This is a genomic window from Pseudomonas maioricensis, from assembly GCF_022790535.1.
In the GTDB taxonomy this organism is placed as follows: domain Bacteria; phylum Pseudomonadota; class Gammaproteobacteria; order Pseudomonadales; family Pseudomonadaceae; genus Aquipseudomonas; species Aquipseudomonas maioricensis.
The window spans coordinates 354,028-358,749 of record NZ_LOHG01000003.1 but is presented as its reverse complement, the minus strand read 5'-3'; the positions used below and the strand labels follow the sequence as shown (position 1 = coordinate 358,749).

General features: G+C 55.3%; 5 protein-coding genes. 3 read left to right on the top strand and 2 right to left on the bottom strand.

Annotated features, from left to right (window positions below):
* Positions 1-99 precede the first annotated feature (99 nt).
* A complete protein-coding gene (locus tag AUC61_RS06965) occupies positions 100-579 on the bottom strand; it encodes an Lrp/AsnC family transcriptional regulator (protein ID WP_122663122.1) in 480 nt (159 codons plus the stop codon).
* A 193-nt stretch (positions 580-772) separates the two neighbouring features.
* Between AUC61_RS06965 and AUC61_RS06960 the strand changes: the two genes are divergently transcribed.
* On the top strand, positions 773-1,789 hold the full coding sequence (locus tag AUC61_RS06960; protein ID WP_122663121.1) for a 1-aminocyclopropane-1-carboxylate deaminase: 1,017 nt from the start codon (positions 773-775) through the stop codon (positions 1,787-1,789).
* A gap of 206 nt (positions 1,790-1,995) precedes the next feature.
* On the opposite strand, the gene AUC61_RS06955 is transcribed toward AUC61_RS06960, so the two are convergent.
* The gene (locus AUC61_RS06955; RefSeq protein ID WP_243245221.1) at positions 1,996-2,463 is read right to left on the bottom strand and encodes a transketolase; all 468 of its coding nucleotides are present in this window, start codon (positions 2,461-2,463) and stop codon (positions 1,996-1,998) included.
* 241 nt (positions 2,464-2,704) lie between these two features.
* Here AUC61_RS06955 and AUC61_RS06950 point away from each other — a divergent pair, with 241 nt between their 5' ends.
* Positions 2,705-3,184, top strand: a complete 480-nt coding sequence (locus AUC61_RS06950; RefSeq protein ID WP_243245219.1) for an Lrp/AsnC family transcriptional regulator — start codon at positions 2,705-2,707, stop codon at positions 3,182-3,184.
* A gap of 700 nt (positions 3,185-3,884) precedes the next feature.
* Positions 3,885-4,649, top strand: a complete 765-nt coding sequence (locus AUC61_RS06945) for an SDR family oxidoreductase (protein ID WP_243245218.1) — start codon at positions 3,885-3,887, stop codon at positions 4,647-4,649.
* Positions 4,650-4,722: the final 73 nt, after the last annotated feature.

The following is a 4,722-nucleotide window of genomic DNA, read 5'->3' as shown; positions in this document are numbered from 1 at the left end:
TCGGCAGCTCCTACAGGTCGTAGGTTTGCCGCGAGACAGCGCGGTGTCATGCACACTGGGGCAACTCCTAAAGGAACAGGGGTGCCTCTCAAGCTCAATTCACAACGGAATCATCGTCGTCGACAGCACTGAACGCAGCCCCATGAATGAACGGATCTGACGCACTCCGGGCAGGTACAGCAACTGCTCGGCGTGCAGTCGGTTGAAGCTCTGGCTGTCGCGCGTGCGCAGCATCATCAGGTAATCGAACTCTCCCGTCACCACATGCAGTTCCATGCAGCCCGAGATCTTCTGCGCGGCCGTCTCGAAGGCCGAAAATGATTCGGGAGTCGAGCGATCCAGCACGACGCCGATAATCACAACCATCCCCGCATCCAGCGCTTCGTAATCCAGCACCGCCACAATCTTCTTGATCAGCCCGGCCTGTTTCAGGCGCTCGACCCGGCGCAAGCACGCCGGGGCGCTGAGTTTGACCTTTTCCGCCAGTGCGACGTTGGAGATTGAAGCATCTTTTTGCAGTGCCTTGAGGATGGCGCGGTCGATTCTGTCGGTGCTGGTTGCGTCTGGGCTTGAGGACATTTCGAAGGCGCTCTTTTATTGCGTAGAAATAAAGGATTAAGCAACGTTGTTAGGTTAATCACGATTATGATTAATTTAAAGCCGAAAATAGCGTTAACTTTGCAACCCGTTTTTTTGCGTAGTTCCTTAGCATTGAGTCATCGCCAGCACGGCAAAACGTGCCTGGATTTTTTCAATACTGAGGAGCCCTCTCATGAATCTGAGCAAGTTCAAGCGCTACCCTTTGACGTTTGGTCCATCGCCCATCACGCCCCTGAAACGACTAAGCGCGCACTTGGGTGGCAAGGTTGACCTGTACGCCAAACGTGAAGACTGCAACAGCGGCCTGGCATTTGGCGGTAACAAGACCCGCAAGCTGGAATACCTTATTCCCGAAGCGCTGGAGCAAGGCTGCGATACGCTGGTTTCCATCGGCGGCATTCAATCCAACCAGACCCGTCAGGTCGCTGCGGTTGCTGCGCACCTGGGCATGAAATGCGTGCTGGTTCAGGAAAACTGGGTCAACTATTCCGACGCGGTGTATGACCGGGTCGGCAACATCGAAATGTCGCGCATCATGGGCGCGGATGTGCGCCTTGATGCAGCGGGATTCGACATCGGCATTCGTCCGAGCTGGGAGAAGGCCATGTCGGACGTCGAGGAAAGCGGTGGCAAACCGTTCCCGATTCCTGCCGGTTGTTCCGAACATCCTTACGGTGGGCTGGGCTTTGTCGGCTTTGCTGAGGAAGTTCGCGAGCAGGAAAAAGAGCTGGGCTTCAAGTTTGATTACATCGTCGTCTGCTCGGTAACCGGCAGCACCCACGCCGGCATGTTGGTGGGTTTCGCAGCGGATGGTCGTGCACGCAAAGTGATCGGGATTGATGCCTCGGCCAAGCCGGAAAAGACCAAGGCGCAGGTGCTGCGTATTGCTCAGAACACCGCGAAGCTTGTGGAGCTGGGGCAGGAGATTACCGAGGACGACGTCATCCTCGACACACGCTTTGCCTACCCTGAATACGGTCTGCCGAACGAAGGCACCCTGGAAGCCATCCGCTTGTGCGCTCGCACTGAAGGCGTCCTGACCGACCCGGTGTACGAAGGCAAGTCGATGCACGGCATGATCGAAATGGTCCGCAACGGCGAATTCCCGGAAGGCTCGAAAGTGCTCTACGCCCACCTGGGTGGCGTGCCTGCGTTGAGTGCTTACAGCTTTATCTTCCGTAATGGTTGATAGGTTGGCTGCATAGCTGAATTGGAGTGCTGCTTCCTTTGTGGGAGCAGAGCTTGCTCGCGATTAGGCTGGACTCGGTTCACTTAATCCCGAGTCGCCCTTATCGCGGGCAAGCCCGGCTCCCACAGAATCTGCGTTCATCTTTAGACCGAGTTGCCTCATCGTTGGATTGCCAAGCCGAGCACCCACATAGGTGTGACGTCCAATCAAATCCCAATAAACCGCTCTTCCAGAATGCTCTTCGCCAAGGCGCTGACCTTTACCAGAATCTCTTCAACCTGCTTATCCATTGCCGCTGGCGATAACTCTGTCTCCCCAAGCCTGATCACATGCAATTTGTGGCCGCATACTGAGCCTAGCCAGGTGAGTTGGGGCGACGGGCTTTCTTCGATATCCAGTAAATAACAACCTTTCGACACCGAGCGCAGCAATTGACTGGCGTGGCAAGAGGTGTCCAGGTTTGGTGCGCTCTGCGCCGACTCTGCCCGCAGCCAGTCTTCCAGGAACTCATGAGCGTGTTTGACGTGCAGGTAAGCGACCTGATCCCAATCGTCTATCGCGCTGCGCAGACGTTCACTGATGTAACCCGGCAGGCCGGCACGGGTGACGATCACCACACCGACCTCCGGAGAGGGGGCTTTTACCCAGACTGCAGATTCGGATATCCCAAGCATTACAGCGCTCCCGGCGGGTTCAAGGTGCATGTATTTCTCACCTCTAAGCTACTGAAACTGTGCCGGGGTTTCCTACATATTTGGGCCTTCAAATCGGAACGTCGTCCATCAGAAAACGGCGTCACGGATGAACATTCCTCCTGTAGGCATTTTCCTGAACGTTTGTTCGTAGCTCGGCATGATTTGCGCATAACGGCTATTCCCCCCATCCATTTCACGGGTGCAAACGAGGTCTCGGGCGATGAAAGAACAGTCCCAAACGCCGGAATTGACGGTGCAGGAGCGCAAGATCCTGCGGGCGTTGCAGATCGATGGCCGCATCAGCAATGCGGACCTCGCCAAAAAGGTCGGGCTGAGCACTACTGCATGCTGGAATCACACCCGGCGTCTTTATGAAAATGGCGTTATTAAAAGCGTGCGAGCGCAGATAGACCCTCATGCGGTGCAGCAAAGTACCGTTGTGCTGATCGGTGTCGTGCTTGACCGGTCCACCCCGGAAAGTTTCGCCACCTTCGAGGCCGCCGCCCGCGAGTTGCAGCAGGTGCTGGAATGCTGGCTGGTGGCGGGGGATGTGGATTACTTCATGAAGATCAGAGTTCGGGATCTACCGGCGTTCAACCACCTGCACAACACGAAAATTATTGCCCTGCCCGGAGTGCGTCAGGTACGGACGTTTTTCGTGTTGAACGAGGTGAAATCTGATGGGCTGTTGTTGATCTGATGTTGCGCGCCAGACACTGCAAGGCGAATTGTGGAAAACAATTTTGGCGAGGCTTCAAACCGCGACATAAAGCCGCTGCAAATGCTTGTTTTGTCACGCTTTTGACTTGTTCAGGATTACTGTGGAACTGCCTGTGAATAACGTGGGAGCATTTGGCTGGAGGCCTTTATATACGTGGCTTGCAGGCTTGTGGTTAAATTTTGATCAGTGGTTTTTGGGCTTGCTTTCGGCAGGTTTGTCAACGTTCCTGGGGCTGGTTTTTCATACAGGTATTTTGATCTGTGTGCCTGTGGATAAGTCTGTGGGCAAGCATTGGAAAGAGTCCGCAAACCGGCAGCGGATAAAGGCTACAGGCATTACCGATGAATTCTAGTGGCCACTATGTTTCACCGGCTTTACATGCGTACGCGATAACGTCAAGGAAAAACGCTTCCGGCGTTCCTTCAGCCCGCGTAATACGTGGCCTGTGCAGAAAAGAGTTGCCCACGGTTATTGTGGGCCTGGCTGTGGATAACGTGGGTAAAACCCCGTCAGACCCAAGCCCTGCCTAGTCCGGTTCGGGTTGATTGTTTTTTGTCCAAAGTATGGATTGTTTATCCACAGACTTGCCCGTAACCGGTCTGGGCGGGCATTCTGCTGGGCTTGTTTATTTATCGACATCAACCGGCTGCACGCGGGTGCGGCACTTCAGGAGAATGAAATGACTTCCACTGTGTTCATTACTGGTGCTACTTCAGGTTTTGGCGAAGCCTGCGCACGTCGCTTCGCGCAAGCGGGCTGGTCGCTGGTACTGACCGGTCGCCGTGAAGAGCGTCTCAATGCTCTGGGCGCCGAGCTGTCGAAACAGACCAAGGTACACACGCTGGTACTGGACGTGCGCGACCGTGCGGCCATGGAAGCTGCCATCGAAAGCCTGCCTGCCGAATTCGCAACCATTCAGGGACTGATCAACAACGCGGGTCTGGCGCTCGGTATCGATCCTGCACCCAAGTGCAGCCTGGATGACTGGGACACCATGATTGATACCAACATCAAGGGTCTGGTCTACAGCACGCGCCTGCTGCTTTCGCGCCTGATCGCCCATGGTCGCGGTGCCAGTATTGTCAACGTGGGGTCGGTGGCAGGTAACTATCCGTACCCGGGCGGCAACGTCTACGGCGGCACCAAGGCATTTGTTGGCCAGTTCTCGCTGAACCTGCGTAACGACCTGATCGGTACTGGGGTGCGGGTGACAAACCTCGAGCCAGGCTTGTGTGAAAGTGAGTTTTCGCTGGTGCGTTTCGGTGGCGATCAAAGCAAATACGACGCTACCTACGCAGGCGCTGAAGCCATCCAGCCGCAGGACATCGCAGAGACCATCTTCTGGATCATGAACACCCCGGCTCACGTCAATATCAACAGCCTGGAATTGATGCCGGTCAGCCAGACCTGGGCAGGCTTTGCGGTTGATCGTAATCGCGGTTGATCAAGTGATGTGCAGGAGGCAACTTGTTGGCTCCTGTCAAACGAAGCCGGTCCTTCAGTTGCAACGTATTCTT